Genomic DNA, 12,435 nt, shown 5'->3' with positions numbered 1-12,435 from the left:
TCGGAAATTTGGCATGGAAAATACGAGATAAAAACCTTGCCTAATTCGTGCAAAATAAGGGTATTTTAGACCGTAAGCCAGGCGGAAATTCCACCCTCAAGCATGTACACAGAACGCTCCTCCAGGGGCACTATTTCACGAGCCGCCTCAACCGTTCGGGTGTATCCGGTGCAGTAAATAACGATTTTCTGGGCGTTTGTGGGGATTTTACGCTCAATCAGGGCTTTGAGAGAGCCATTTCGAGCCGCTTCAAGCAGTTCAGTGAGGGGCAGATTAATAGCACCGTCAATCGCAAAGGCATTGAATTCCACCTGCTCACGGACATCCAAAAGGGCAATATTTTCACCCGATGACACCTTTTTAAGGTCCTGAGCGCTCATCGAGCGGGGCTTCGAGTCGGCAGAAGAGCTTGCAAAATCCTGAGAAATATTACGAATTGTTACATGATTTTTGGGCTTATGACTCGTTTCTTCGGGCAAAACAGCACTTTTCTTAGGTACAGCTTGCACGCTAGCTACAAGAGGTATATATTCCCACCTTCCGCTTAATGCCGAATATAGGCCAACCTCACCCATGAGAGGCTCCCCCACCCCAGTCAGCAGTTTCACCGCCTCCATGGCCATCGCAGCGCCCACCACGCCAGCCATAGCACCCACCACGCCAGCAGTACTACACGACGGCACGCTACCGGCAGCTGGAGCATGAGGGTACAAATCCTCATACACCGGACCGCGACCAGCCCAAAACACACTCAGCTGCGCATCAAAACCAAGAATCGCAGCCCACACATGCGCAATCCCAGCACGCGCAGCCGCCGCCGACACCACATAACGCGACTCGAAATTATCGCTACCATCCAGCACCAAATCAGCACCAGACAATAGCTCATCAACGTTCGCCTCCGTCAAACGCTCACGCACGGGCACAACCTCAATAAAAGGATTCAGCGAGCGCAAAGACTCTGCTGCAGACTCAGCCTTAGAATTACTCACCCTGGCGTGCGTATGAATCACCTGGCGGTGCAGATTCGAAGCATCCACGACGTCATCATCAACCACCACAATCTGACCAACCCCGGCACCCGCCAGATACAGCAGCGCCGGAGCACCCAAACCACCAGCACCCAACACCACCACGCGTGCGCCCTTGAGCGCCAGCTGAGCCTCGTAACCCATTTCGGGCAGAATCAGCTGACGAGAGTAGAACGCACGCTCAGCGGCAGAGAGCTCGCTCGCGCTACGAGAGGTGTGAGAAGACATAGGGGTTCCTCGCATCAAGTAGTAGAGATGGCTTGAATTTTAGGGAGCCAAGCGTCAAGGAGAATAAGCCTGCCCGAGAGAATTCCCCCTGACAGGCTTATATAGAGATATCGGAATATTCAGAAGGCTAAGCGGGCGAAGTGTCCACACCAACCCACTCGATGCTTCCATCGAGCAGTTCCTGTTCCTTCCAAATCGGCACACGAGCCTTCACCCGGTCAGCCACCAGCTCACAGGCATCAAACGCGCGGCCACGATGAGCAGCCGCCGCCATCACGGTCAGAGCCGACTCACCAATAGCAATCGGACCCACACGATGCACTGCCCACAGACGCACACCGTCCAGCTCAGCAGCAACCTCGGCGGCAACCTCCGCAATATACTCACGAGCTTGCGGATGCGCGCTATAGGACAGTCCGCGCACCGCGCTACCGTGATCATGGTTACGCACAATACCGTCAAAAATTACCAGGGCACCCATGGCGTCAGTCATGACCTCAGCCTTAGCCGCCGCGTACAGCGGCTCCAGGGGCGCCTCCGTAATATCGGTGAACACCACGGTCGAGCCGCTCGGCTCAGCACCGTGCGCGCCCGAATGGTCCAGGGATTCTTCGTTCTGCGGCTTAGTGGTCATGGTAGTCCTCCATCTGACGGCAAATGTGCTCAACAAGCGGGTCGAGGGTCGCCACGCCGTCCTTCACGCCACCGCGCGAACCGGGCAAGGTCATCACGAAGGTGCGGTCAATGACGCCCGCCACGCCGCGTGAAAGCACCGCCGCGGGAACGTTCTCCAGACCGTTCATCCAGAAGGCATGCATAATGCCGGGAACTTCCTTGTCCAGGTGGGGGCGAACCGCCTCCACGGTCTGGTCGTCAGAGTTCAGACCGGTACCGCCACTGGTCAAGATGAAGGTCGGCAGGTTACCGTTCTTCTTACCTTCGGTCACCAGGGTGTTGAAGTACTCGACAATATCGCGGTCTTCAATGACCACGGCATCGGGGGTGTCGAAGCCGTGCGAGCGCAACCACTCCACGGCGATGGGGCCGGACTTATCCTCGTACACGCCGCGGGCTGCGCGGGTGGAGGCGACAATAACCAGGCCGGTGAGATTCTCCGGCATGGTGTAGTCTTCGCTACTCATGGGCTTTCCTTTTCTGTATCTATCAGGTGACGGTGGTGCGCCGCCGTAGCTTAGGAGTCCTCGCGGACGGACCATTCGCCGGACTTGCCGCCGCTCTTCTCCAGAACACGGATATCGGTAATGACGGCGTACTTATCGACTGCCTTGATCATATCGAAAACGGTCAGTGCCGCCGAGGAGACGGCGGTGAGCGCCTCCATCTCTACGCCGGTGACGCCGCGGGTCTTCACGGACGCCTCAATACGCACGAAGTCGGTGCCGCGCTCAAAGTCCACCGTGATCTTACCCAGGGGCAGCGGGTGGCAGAGGGGAATGATTTCCGGGGTGCGCTTAGCGCCCATGATGCCGGCAACACGTGCGACCGGAAGCGCGTCACCTTTGGGCAGGTCAGCGTCAAAAATCATGGCGATCACGTCTTCGCGGGTGCGCACGGTCGCCTCAGCCAGGGCGGTGCGGGTGGTGACCGACTTCTCCGTAACGTCCACCATGTGTGCTGAGCCGTCGGCGCGCACGTGGGTCAGTTCCTGGTTGGGCTGCGAGGTAGAGGTCATCGTTTCTCCTGGCTTCTGCGCGGTATTCTTCTGCCGCGAATCGTTACTTAGTGTGAGTCTCAATTATTCCTTGTCGTTTAAGCAAGGAACAATGCGGGGGTGTTTCGCTTAGTTATCGGTGAGGCGAATGCGGTGGTAGGGTACTGCATCTCCCCCGGTGTAGGTGGTTCCGGGTGCCAGCTCGATGAGCACATCTGCCTGGGCGGCGCGGTGCAGCAGGTGCGAGCCTGAGAGGATGTCCGGGTAGAGCTCCACCCGGTAGGTTCCGGGTTCCGCCTCGACCATGGCGAGGGTGCCGCGCAGGAACTGGCGCTTGGCCGCCGGTGCGGTGAGCGGGGTTTCGGTGACAAGCACGCCTCGCGGTGCGTTATTCAGGCTTGCTTGTTCGGAGGCGACCGCGTAGGGCACGCCGTAGGGGCCGCCGGCACGCAGGTAGGGGCGCAGAATCAACGCGTACGAGATGAGGGTGCTCACCGGGTTGCCGGGGAAGGAAATCATGGGCACGCGGTGGCCCTTGAAATCGAGCAGGTTCACGCCCTGGGGGCCGCCGGGTTGCTGGCTGACGTGGCCGAACCAGGAGATGGGCACCAAAATATCGGCTTCGTGTGCTTTGGCGATGGCGTTGCGGACTACCTCGTATTTACCGTGGCTGATACCGCCCGAAGTGATGATGATGTCCGGTTTGAAGCTCTCGTATTCTGCCGTGAGGCGGTGCAGTAGCTCGATAGGATCGTCACAGATAGCGATGCGTCGCACCTCCGCTCCGTCTTCGCGTAGCATGGCGGTGAGCATGGGGCCGTTGGCGTCAAAAATCTGGCCCTGAGCGAGTTCCTGGGCGGTGGCGCTTCCGTCTTCTTCAACGCCGGAGAGGATTTCGTCGCCGCCGGTGCACACGAGCACGCGGGGACCCGCCGCGACGGTCAGGCGCGCATAGCCTTGGGAGGCGAGCGCACCAAGCAGGGCGGGGGTGATGCGTTCACCGGCGCGTGCAAGAACCTGGCCGGTGACGACGTCTTCGCCGCGGCGGCGGACGAACTGTCCGGGCTTGCCGGGGGCGAGTTTGACCTTTTCGCTGGGGCGGCCGAAGGATTCGGGTAGGTCGGGGTATTCGATGCGTTCGGACTGTTCGACGGGGATGACGGCGTCGTAGCCCTTGGGCATGGGTGCGCCGGTCATGATGGGGTAGGTCAGGTCGTCGGAGGAGCGGGAACGTTGGAGGGGTCGGCCGGCGGGGATTTCGCGTCCGACGGTGAAGACGCGGTCTTCGCGTTCGGCGGCTTCGGCGGTGAGGGCGTAGCCGTCCATTTGGGAGTTGTCGAAGCTGGGTACGTCCATGCGTGCGGTGACGTCTTGGGCGAGGATGCGTCCTGCCGCGTGGTAGAGGGGAACCGTTTCTGCTGTACCGATAAAGACTTCGCGCAACAGTAGCGCCAGGTAGGCGCGATATTCTTCGGTGCTGGGGGTTCCGTTGAATTCGGGGGAAATCATGGAGGTTCCAATCGTGCGGCGGCGGTTATGACTAGTGTAGGTGTGTGTTTGTGGGCTGGTAAATGGAGCTTGTCCTAAGGCTCTCTGCATGCCAGGGGGTGGGGTGAGCGGCGGAGTGGCTTATCAGGTGCTTTCGCGTAGTTTTTTGAGGGCGCGGATTAGGCCGAGGACCCCGAAGATTCCTAGGTAGAGGCTGATGAGTATCAGGGCGCTTCCGAGGGCGCTGGGGATGTCGCTGCTGTTGATGGCCAGGTCGATGGCGAGGGGTATGGTTTGAGTTTTACCTTGCACATTGCCGGCGAAGGTGACGGTTGCGCCGTATTCGCCGAGGGCGCGGGCGAAGGACAGCAGGAAGGCGGTGGCGAGGCCGGGCGCGGCGAGGGGTAGGAGCACTTTGAAGGTGATTTCTGCGGGTTTAGCGCCTTCGACGAGGGCGATTTCTTCGTATTCGCGGGGAATAGCCTGCAGGGTGGTGACCGCGGTGGCAACGAAGAAGGGCAGGGCGACGAAGACCTGGGCGATAATCACAGCGTTGGGGGTGAAGGGGATGGAGATTCCTGCCTGGTAGAGGTAGGTGCCGATCATGCCTTTGCGTCCCCAGAAGAAGAGCAGCCCGAGGCCGGAGACAACCGGGGAGAGAATCACCGGGGTGTAGATGATGGCGTAGAGAACTGACCCAAATCGGTGTAGCCGCGAGCGGTTGAGCACTTTGGAAAGCACGAGCGCCAGGGGCGTACCGAGAAGCCCGCAGATGAGGGTGGAGGCGGCGGCGGTGCTGAGGGAGAGGTTTGCCGCCCCGAGCACCTGCGGGGTGAAGATGCTGCCGAGCTGGTTCCAGGGGATGTTGAGGAAGAGCCCGAGGAGCGGTCCGGCAATGAGGAAAATACCCAGCGACGCCGGAACCAGGAAGAGCACGGGCACGGAGGCGAAGAGTCTGCTTCCGGGTGTGCGTGAGGTTCCGGCGTTGCGATGGGTAGAGGTAGTGTCTGTCATGGGTGATGAGACGCGGGTTGTTCCCTACTGTGACGGTGTTGAATTACTGTGCGGTGTTGAAGCCGTACTCGGTGAGGATTTTCTTCGCCTCGTCGGAGTTCTTCAGCCATTCATTGAACTTCTTCGCGGTTTCGGAGGAAGAGCCGCTCTTGCTGAGCGCTGCGGGGTATTCGTTGCGTTCCACGTCGGTCAGCTCGACGGAGCCGAGGTTGACACCCTTTTTCTTGGCGGCGGCGAGGTCGGTGGTGTAGATGAAGCCCGCATCGGCGTTACCGGTGGTGACCTTGGTGGCTACGTCGGTGACCTTGCTTTCGGTGGTTGCGTTCTTGAGGGTGATGTTGTGCTTCTTCAGTTCCTGGTGGGCGATGGTGCCGCAGGGGACGTCTTCCTTGCAGACTGCGACGACGCCGTCGGTGGTCTTGAGGTCGTCGAGGCTGTTGATCTTGCCGGGGTTGCCTTCGGCGGTGACGAGCACGAGCTTGTTGGTGACCAGAACGTTGGTTTTGGAGTCGGAAAACTGGTCGAGCTTCTTTGCTTTATCCATGTTCTTGGTGTCTGCGGTGATGAGCAGGTCGGGGGTTGCGCCCTGCTCAATCTGGTTGACGAGCTTTGCGGAGCCTTCGTAGACGAAGGTGACGTCCACGCCGGGGTTGGCGGCTTCGTATGCCTTTTCGAGGTCTGCGCCGGCGTTGTTCAGGGAGGCTGCAGCGAAGACTTCGACCTTGCCGGAGGCAGCCTGGCTGCTCGATGCGGAGGCAGCGGACGAAGAGGAGCTCTGGGTGGCGCCGCATCCGGTGAGGGCGAGGGTTGCGGCGGCGAGCGCGCTGAGGGCTGCGAGGGGGGTCTTCATGAGGTATTTCCTTGGTTAGTTCGTACTGCTATTGAAGGTGAGGTGCGTCCATGTGCGGGCTCTGTATGACGTTCCGTGTACATCCCTAGCTTGTACACGCGGCGTTACTTCGTCGTGGTTGTCTGCGGTGGCGCAGTTGTAACTTACCCTGCACACACTATGTGCGGGGCGCCGGAACATGGAATAATCATATTGTCACCTGAAATATGCAAATTTTCCACATAGGTTTTACATGGCGTACACGGCAAATTCAGCTTCTTCTGAGCTCATTGCGGGCCCAATGTTAAGCACCTTATCTTCTGCGGAGGGTAACGGGGCTGCTTTTGTGACGCCCCAAAAATCTGAGAGTAGCGTAAAGGCCCAGCGTAAGCTCCCGAATATTACGAACAGCGGTCCGCTCTTGGACCGTTGGGGCCGCGTGGCGACGGATCTGCGTATCTCTCTGACCGATAAATGTAATCTTCGTTGCATTTATTGCATGCCGGCGGATGGTTTGCAGTGGCTTCCCAAGGAGAATCTGCTCTCCGCCGAGGAGATTGCGCGCCTTGCCGATATTGCGATTACTGAGCTGGGCGTGGAGGAGATTCGCTTTACCGGTGGCGAGCCGCTGGTGCGCGCCGATTTGGTGGACATTATTTCCCGCATCCATCAGGCGCATCCGGATGTTCCGCTTGCTATTACGACGAACGGTATTGGTTTGGAGAAGCGTGCAGCCGCGTTGGCGGAGGCTGGCCTGACCCGTATCAATGTTTCTCTGGATACAATTTGCCGTGAGACTTTCGCGGCTTTGGCTCGCCGCGACAAGCTTGACGCCGTACTCAAGGGTATTGACGGTGCAGCGGAGGCTGGACTGTGGCCCATCAAGATTAATGCTGTGCTGATGCCGGGTCTGAACGATGACCAGGCTCCGGAGCTTCTGCGCTGGGCGTTGGCGGGTGGCTATCAGTTGCGTTTTATTGAGCAGATGCCGCTGGATGCCGATAACCGTTGGACCCGTGAGGGCACGATTACTGCCGCTGAGATTCGTGAGAAGCTGTCGGCTGAGTATGTTCTGGGGTCGGTGGCGGAGGCGCGTGGCGACTCCCCCGCTCAGCTGTGGGATGTGTACCCGCTCGGCACTGCCCTGGACGAGGCTGGCTTCCCGGCTGACGGTACCGAGTCGCTGGGTCGTGTGGGCATTATCGCCTCGGTCACGGAGTCGTTCTGCAGTGCGTGCACCCGTACCCGTCTGACGGCGGACGGTAAGATCCGCTCCTGCCTGTTCTCCGACACTGAGACTGATTTGATGCAGCTTCTGCGTTCTGGCGCTGACGATCAGCAGCTGGCTCTGCGTTGGCGTGAGGGTATGTGGTTTAAGCCGCGCGCCCACGGTAAAGAAGACGCTGACTTCGATATTGAGGAGTTCGCTAAGGCGAGCCGCTCGATGAGCGCTATTGGCGGTTAAGAAAGGTGCCGGTTCATCAGTCGAAGATGCACGGATAAGGCTTTTTACCGGCATCTTGCACCCGTAATTTTCGGCTGTCCCCTGACTTAGAATTGAGGAGCATTATGCAGGTTCATTTTTTCGCTGCCGCGCGTGCCGCGTCGGGTACCGCACAGCTGTCGGTGCCCTTGGCTGAGCTGTCGTCTGCGACTCTTGGCACACTGATTGAGCATCTGGGCCAGAGTTTGGAGGGTACGACTCCTTCCGGTCTGACTCTTGCGCAAGTGATGGAGCAGTGCTCGTTCCTAGTCAACGGTGCCCGTTCTGATGCACAAGTGCCCCTGCAGGATGCCGATCGTGTGGACGTTTTGCCTCCCTTTGCGGGTGGATAATGCGGGCGGATAAGATGCCCGGTTCTGGGCTTACCGCTGAGGGTGATTTTTTGTGCGCCGCGGTCGTTGTTGCCGGAGGAGCTTCTCGCCGCCTGAACCACGTTCCGAAGGCATCCCTGTCTGATGGCACAAATACCCTGCTGGATTGTGCCCTGGAGGCGGTGGCCTCCGCATCCCCGCGCGTGGTGGTGGGTCCTGAGAACTTGCCGTTGCCGTCGGGGGTGTTGCGTACTCGTGAGGATCCGCCTTTTTCGGGTCCTGCCGCGGCGATTCATGCCGGCTTGGAGTGTATTGCGGCCGATTGCGAGCGCTCGCAGGTGCTTCTGCCTGAATGGTGTCTGATTTTGGGTGTGGATACTCCGCGTATTGCCCCGGCGGTTCAGCAGTTGATTGCCGCCGCGCGGGCTGCCGAGCAGGCTTCTGTAGGGCAGTCAGCCCCCGCTGGTGCTGCATCATCTGCCGGTTTTTGGGGTGTTGCTGAGGGCATCTATCAGCCACTGGTTGGTATTTACCGTTTTGAAGCAATCCGATCGGTCTTTTCGACCGGTACCACTGACGCTTCTGTTCGTTCTTTTTTGCGCCGTTTGCACCCGGTGGCGGTTCAGATGTCTGCCGCTGACACCGCCGATGTTGATACGTGGGAACAGGCGCAGGCTCTCGGTTATACGACTTCGCTCTGGTCGAGTTATTAGCATCTGAGGCACCCAGGAGTGCTAATTGCCAAGCTACGAGTAACCTAGGTAGTAGGTTAGGGCTCTGGGCGCCGGATTCGGTAGCGTTTTTTGAGCTCGCACGCTGGTGCGCGTCCCATACACATTTTTTGTACATGCGAGGTACGATGTCTCATCATATTCCTTCTGTTTCGTGGCAGCAGGCCCGCCAGATTCTGCATGAGCAGGGTCTGGACATTGCGCACCATGTGAAGACGCAGTCTTTGCCGCTGTTGGCGACGATTGGCCACTATTTGGCGGATGATGTTTATTCGATGATGCAGGTGCCCCACTACAGCTCCTCTGCGATGGACGGTTACGCTGTGGCGGGTGCCCCTCCGTGGCGTCTGGTGACGCCGGCGTATCCGGAGGATTCTCGCGCGAATATTCACCGTCTGACGGTGCCGATTGCTCCGGGTGAGGCAACCCCGATTTTGACGGGTGGTTTGCTCCCTGAGGGTGCCGAGGCGATTGTGCGTGAGGAGCATTCCCGCCTGTATGAGGGTGCGGAGGGTTCTTCTCGTCCGGGCGTGGGTTCCCACTTGGAGACTCGGGCGAGTATTCATTACCTAGATATGGCGGAGGGTTTTGAGCCTCCAGCCGTGGGCGCTGATATTCGCCATGCTGGTGCTGAGCTGGAGCGTGGCGAGCTGTTGGCGCACCACGGTGACCGTGTGTCTGCTCGTATGGCGGCGTTTTTGGGCACGAATGGTTTTGATGAGTTGCCGGTGTACGCCCCGATTCCGGTGCGTTGTGCGTTTACGGGTAACGAGGTCATTACGTTTGGTATGCCCGCGCCGGGTCAGGTGCGTGATGCGTTTGGCGGCTTTATGGAGCATGCGATTATTTCTGCTGGTTGTGAAGTGCGTCCGTCAATTCGCCTGGCGGATGTTGAGTCTGAGTTCCGCACGTTTTTGTCTACATCGACGGCTCGCGTGTTGGTGTTTACGGGCGGGTCGAGCACCTCGGGTGTTGATTTGGTGCGTAAGGTGCTCAACGATATGGGTGCGACCTACTTGTTTGAGTCGGTGGATGTGCGTCCGGGTCATCCTGCGTTGGCTGCGCGTTTGCCGATTCCGGAGACGGGCCCGAATTCGGGTCGTGAGCGTTTTGTGTTGGGCCTTCCGGGTAATCCTTTGGCTGCGTACACGGCTTTGTATTCGTATTTGCCACCGCTTTTGGCTGGTATGAGGGATATGCCTCTGCCTGAGCTGGATTCGGCGGTTCTGGGTGATCCGGTGGCTACTTTGCGTAAGCCGGCGGGTTCGCGTTTGGTACCGGTGACGGTGCGTGATGGTGTGGCGTATCCTCTGCCGAAGTCTGCTTCGCACATGTTGTCATCGTTGGCGGCGGCTACTCATTGTGCTGTGTTGGATGATTCGTTGGCGGTTGGCTCTTCTCATGAGGTGGGGGCTCGGGTGCCGATTGTTCCGGTGTTGTAGACCGGTACGACGAATCGGTGCGTTTGACAGCACAGGGGAGACAGCACAGTGGAAAAGCGCTTTTTCTGATTTTCGAGGCCCCGCTACCCCCAGTGAAGAAGGTATAGTAGAGAGATATGTCAATCGTTTAGCATGCCGAAGGGAACCCCCGTGGCGAAACCTAAACTCAGCGATGTTGCAGCCCGCGCGGGAGTCTCCCCCACTACCGTATCCCGCGTGCTCAATAACCGCGGCTACCTGAGCGAAAATACCCGCACCAAGGTCCACGAGGCAATGCGGGAGCTCGGCTACCGCCCCAATGCCATCGCCCGTAGCCTGCAGGGTCAGCGCTCGCAGACGGTGGGCCTTATCTTCCCCACGGTTGCAAACCCCTTCTACGGGGAGATGGTGTACCGCCTCGAAAGTTACCTTGCCAAAGAGGGCTACCGGGTCATTCTCTGCAATAGCGACGATCATCCCGAGCAAGAAAAGCGCTACCTGGAGATGCTCTTCTCCAATCAGGTAGACGGCATCATCAGTGGCACCCACTCAGACGCACTGGTCAATATTCCGCATGCGCAGGCTCCCCTGGTGACCGTAGACCGTCTCGAAAGCGGCTTCTACCCGAATATTCGCTCCGATAACTACGGAGGTGCCCGCGCCGCCACGGAGCACCTCATCGCCACGGGTGCGCAGAATATTGTGCACGTAACTTCTACCCTGGGTGAGCACAATGAACGTCAGCGCGGCTACCGTGAGGCAATGCTTGAGGCGGGGCTCATGCCGGTGTTCGTGGAGCTGGGCTTCCACCCTTCGCTGGGCATTAAGCGTGAGATGCTCTACCGCTACCTGGATGAGCGTGCCGATACCCCCGAACCGGTAGACGCAGTCTTCGCCTCCAACGATAATTACGCCGCACTCACCCTGGGCTGGGCGCGTGCCCGTGGAATCCGTGTTCCTGAGGATTTCCAGGTGGTCGGTTACGACGGCACTCAGAGCGTTCAGGTACTCATGCCGGAGCTAGCGACCGTGGTTCAGCCGATTGAGGGCATTGCGGAGCGTGCCGCCCAGCGGCTGATGGAGTTGATTGAGCTACAGCAGCAGGATTCCCCCGCGGAGGAGGCTCCTCCGATTACCCAGGCAGCTGATGTACTCCCGATTGAGCTTCATTTGGGGGCTACGGTGCGTTCTATCCCAGATCTGGATCAGATTCAGCCTGATATGTCTGCTCCGAATGAGCTCCAATAAGAATCTCATCTTCCGAGAATAAAGATCCGCCCCACCGTGCGGGTGCTCGCTGTGGGGCGGATTTTGCATATACATTTATCGGTTTTGTGAGCCTCCGGAAGTTTAGGAGTTGCGCTGCACAATCTCAGTCGGGCCGGTTCCGGGGTAGACCATGCCGACGGCGTGCGCCTTGGAGAAGACACCGTGTAGCGGTCCGAGGGAGAGGAATCCGCGGCGCTCGTAGAGGCGGGCGCTGTCGTAGGTCGAGGCTTCAAGGTAGGCAGGGTAGTCGCCGATGCGTTCGGTGCCGTAGTCGAGTAGCTTCGAGCCGATGCCGCGACCGCGGAATTCTTCGAGCACACCGATGTTGAAGAGGTACCAATGCTTGTAGGCGGGGCGGTACTTGAGGAGATGCAGCTCCATCGTGATGGCTCGTAGCAGGGTTTTACAGCCGAGAGCCTTGTAGTAGGCGCCTACCTGCTTGAGTTCGTTGAGGAAGGATCCTTCGTGAGATTCGGGGGTGCTCCAGAGGCAGACGCCGACAATTTTGCCGGTGGATTCGTCGATGCCAATGTCAACGCGTCCGCGGTCCTGGAAGTTGCCGTAGACCTGCAGGGTCATAATGGCGCGGAGCTTGGCGAGCTCCTGTTGGCGGCTACCGCCCGCGATGACTGCCATCATGGCGGGGTCACTATCGAATGCGGCAATCAGCACTTCGAGCGCCTCAGCATATTCATGAGGCTCGGCGGTGCGGACAGTATAGGATGCTAAGGTCATATTCACCCTTTACAAAAGCTTGAAAGTATACATAAATATTAGCTGAATTATTCACTCCTGGATAGTAAATTCTGCCTTATCAATACATTTTTCATGGCCATGCATTAAATGTGCGTCAGCCAATATTGCACCATTATGCATAATTTTACGCATATTTATTCATATGCTTTTTTCATGCTTTTGTAGGAAAAATTGAACACCC

13 protein-coding genes are annotated in these 12,435 nt (G+C 58.6%); 5 read left to right on the top strand and 8 right to left on the bottom strand.

The features are described 5' to 3' along the window. Nucleotides 1-65: 65 nt before the first annotated feature. From NML54_RS00145 to modA, 7 genes are all read right to left on the bottom strand, one after another. Nucleotides 66-1,259, bottom strand: a complete 1,194-nt coding sequence (locus NML54_RS00145; protein WP_254755290.1) for a ThiF family adenylyltransferase — start codon at nt 1,257-1,259, stop codon at nt 66-68. Between the two features lie 127 nt (nt 1,260-1,386). Further along, a complete protein-coding gene (locus NML54_RS00140) occupies nt 1,387-1,893 on the bottom strand; it encodes a molybdenum cofactor biosynthesis protein MoaE (protein WP_005504913.1) in 507 nt (168 codons plus the stop codon). After that, on the bottom strand, nt 1,883-2,401 hold the full coding sequence (locus NML54_RS00135) for a MogA/MoaB family molybdenum cofactor biosynthesis protein (protein WP_254755289.1): 519 nt from the start codon (nt 2,399-2,401) through the stop codon (nt 1,883-1,885). Before NML54_RS00135 ends, NML54_RS00140 begins: the two co-directional genes overlap by 11 nt. Nucleotides 2,402-2,451: 50 nt before the next feature. Then, nucleotides 2,452-2,952 carry a cyclic pyranopterin monophosphate synthase MoaC gene (gene moaC, locus NML54_RS00130; RefSeq protein ID WP_254755288.1) on the bottom strand — a complete coding sequence of 167 codons (501 nt, stop codon included), beginning with the start codon at nt 2,950-2,952 and terminating at the stop codon, nt 2,452-2,454. Nucleotides 2,953-3,060: 108 nt separating this feature from the next. After that, complete coding sequence (locus NML54_RS00125; protein ID WP_254755287.1) at nt 3,061-4,440, bottom strand: molybdopterin molybdotransferase MoeA; 1,380 nt, start codon at nt 4,438-4,440, stop codon at nt 3,061-3,063. Nucleotides 4,441-4,563: 123 nt separating this feature from the next. After that, nucleotides 4,564-5,433 (bottom strand): ABC transporter permease, encoded by an 870-nt coding sequence (locus tag NML54_RS00120; protein WP_256500067.1) that lies wholly within the window; start codon nt 5,431-5,433, stop codon nt 4,564-4,566. Nucleotides 5,434-5,476: 43 nt separating this feature from the next. After that, entirely contained in the window at nt 5,477-6,283 is an 807-nt protein-coding gene (gene modA, locus NML54_RS00115) for a molybdate ABC transporter substrate-binding protein (RefSeq protein ID WP_254755285.1), read from the bottom strand. A gap of 232 nt (nt 6,284-6,515) precedes the next feature. On the opposite strand from modA, the gene moaA reads away from it, so the two are divergent. The 5 genes from moaA (at nt 6,516) to NML54_RS00090 (ending at nt 11,477) form a co-directional block, all read left to right on the top strand. After that, a complete protein-coding gene (gene moaA / locus NML54_RS00110; RefSeq protein WP_254755284.1) occupies nt 6,516-7,727 on the top strand; it encodes a GTP 3',8-cyclase MoaA in 1,212 nt (403 codons plus the stop codon). Between the two features lie 104 nt (nt 7,728-7,831). Beyond that, a complete protein-coding gene (locus NML54_RS00105; RefSeq protein WP_254755283.1) occupies nt 7,832-8,098 on the top strand; it encodes a MoaD/ThiS family protein in 267 nt (88 codons plus the stop codon). 14 nt (nt 8,099-8,112) lie between these two features. Beyond that, a complete protein-coding gene (gene mobA / locus NML54_RS00100; RefSeq protein WP_371925768.1) occupies nt 8,113-8,790 on the top strand; it encodes a molybdenum cofactor guanylyltransferase in 678 nt (225 codons plus the stop codon). A 146-nt stretch (nt 8,791-8,936) separates the two neighbouring features. Beyond that, nucleotides 8,937-10,250, top strand: a complete 1,314-nt coding sequence (locus NML54_RS00095) for a molybdopterin molybdotransferase MoeA (protein ID WP_254755281.1) — start codon at nt 8,937-8,939, stop codon at nt 10,248-10,250. 150 nt (nt 10,251-10,400) lie between these two features. Beyond that, nucleotides 10,401-11,477, top strand: a complete 1,077-nt coding sequence (locus tag NML54_RS00090) for a LacI family DNA-binding transcriptional regulator (RefSeq protein ID WP_254755280.1) — start codon at nt 10,401-10,403, stop codon at nt 11,475-11,477. 102 nt (nt 11,478-11,579) lie between these two features. Here NML54_RS00090 and NML54_RS00085 read toward each other — a convergent pair whose 3' ends face one another. Then, nucleotides 11,580-12,233: a GNAT family N-acetyltransferase gene (locus NML54_RS00085; RefSeq protein WP_254755279.1), complete on the bottom strand. Its 654-nt coding sequence runs from the start codon at nt 12,231-12,233 to the stop codon at nt 11,580-11,582. Between the last annotated feature and the right edge of the window lie 202 nt (nt 12,234-12,435).

Source organism: Rothia gullae (genome assembly GCF_024294905.1).
Classification (GTDB): domain Bacteria; phylum Actinomycetota; class Actinomycetes; order Actinomycetales; family Micrococcaceae; genus Rothia.
Note: the sequence above shows the minus strand (reverse complement) of the source record. Positions and strands in the feature narration are given on the sequence as shown.